This is a genomic window from Psychrobacter sp. FME13 (assembly GCF_014861395.1).
Classification (GTDB): Bacteria; Pseudomonadota; Gammaproteobacteria; order Pseudomonadales; family Moraxellaceae; genus Psychrobacter.
Map to the genome: position 1 here is coordinate 1 of NZ_RRYV01000295.1, position 1,423 is coordinate 1,423.

General features: G+C 41.0%; 2 protein-coding genes. Both read right to left on the bottom strand.

What is annotated here, in order from left to right; all coding sequences use genetic code 11:
* Positions 1-32 precede the first annotated feature (32 nt).
* Entirely contained in the window at positions 33-956 is a 924-nt protein-coding gene (locus tag EI164_RS16135) for an IS3 family transposase (protein ID WP_192520991.1), read from the bottom strand.
* Positions 860-1,378: a helix-turn-helix domain-containing protein gene (locus EI164_RS16140; protein ID WP_192520990.1), complete on the bottom strand. Its 519-nt coding sequence runs from the start codon at positions 1,376-1,378 to the stop codon at positions 860-862. The genes EI164_RS16135 and EI164_RS16140 overlap by 97 nt, the downstream gene beginning before the upstream one ends.
* Between the last annotated feature and the right edge of the window lie 45 nt (positions 1,379-1,423).

Consider the following 1,423-nt stretch of genomic DNA (forward strand, 5'->3'; position numbering starts at 1 on the left):
TGAACTGACCCCCAAATATTGGACGGTTTAGTTTATATCAAGGACTGAGTTCTGTACTGCACAGGACTCAGTCCTTTTAGTTTGAGTTGAATACGTTCATTATTGTAGTAATGCATATACTCATGAATCTGTTGTTCTAACTGCTCAATCGTTTTCGGTTTATCAATATAAATCGTCTCACACTTCAATGTACCGAAGAACCCCTCCATAAGCGCATTATCTAAGCAGTTGCCTTTTCTGCTCATACTTTGCTTAATACCGTGCTGTCTAAGCGCTTTGTTAAACGGTCTCATTTGATAATGCCACCCTTGATCTGAATGCAGCATTAAACTGTTGTTCTGGTACGTATCTATCCTATCTAAAGCCTTATCTAGCATTTTGCGCACCAAGTCATAAGTCGGCCTTTTTGACAGCGTATAGCTGACAATCTCATTGTTATAACAATCGAGTATCGGCGATAAATACAGCTTATGATCACCCACCTTAAACTCAGTAATATCAGTCAGCCAGCGTATGTTTGGTTTATCTGCATTAAACTGACGCTTTAAGTGGTTCTTTGCAATCTTGCCTTGTACGCCTTTATAAGAACGGTACCTTTGCCTTCGAATCCGTGCACTTAAGTTTAGATGACGCATAAGCTTGGCAACTAGTTTGTGGTTGTGATAATAACCTAGCTGCTTTAGCATGGCCGTTATTCTACGATAGCCGTACCTGCCTTTGTGCTGATGGTACAGCTCAGTAATACGCTGTTTTAAGTCTGCATATTTGTCTTTGACGTCAAACTGGCACCTATGGTAGTAAAAGACACTTTTAGCCATCTTAGCGATGTTTAGCAAAGCAGATAAAGGGTGGTCTTGTCTCAGTGCTTCGATGAGCCTTGCTTTTTGCCTGCTTGTTCCTCCGCTTTGAGCAAGGCATCGAGCTTTTTTAGATAGGCAACCTCTGCACGTAGGTATTCATTCTCACGCTTTAGTTCTGCTAAGCTCTTTTCATCATCTGGTTTGTCTGTGATATATGGCTTACTCATGACGACTCTACCTTTAGGTTTGGATATTAGTCCAGACATACCGTGGAGCCTATAAGCTTTGTGCCAATGACTGATTAATGCCGGTGAGCTGATGTTAAATGTTAAAGCGACCTCGGATTGACTTAATCCTTCCTTAAGCATGGTGGTTATCACTTTGTATTTAAATTCACTGCTGTATTTGGCCTTATTTGTCTTTGGCTTGATAGCCTCTATACCACCGCTTTGATATTGCTTGACCCATGTACGTACAAGTTTTGGATCTATTTTAAACTTCTCACTTGTGGCAAGTCCGGTATGTCCTTGCTCATAGTATGCGATGACTTGCATCTTAAAGTCTAGATCGTAACGCATAAAAATACCCCCATAAGTTGTGTCCAACTTATGGGGGTCGGTTCA

Coding starts and splice junctions, on each gene's coding strand:
- EI164_RS16140 (WP_192520990.1), bottom strand. CDS start 1,378: ATGCGTTACGATCTAGACTTTAAGATGCAAGTCATCGCATACTATGAG.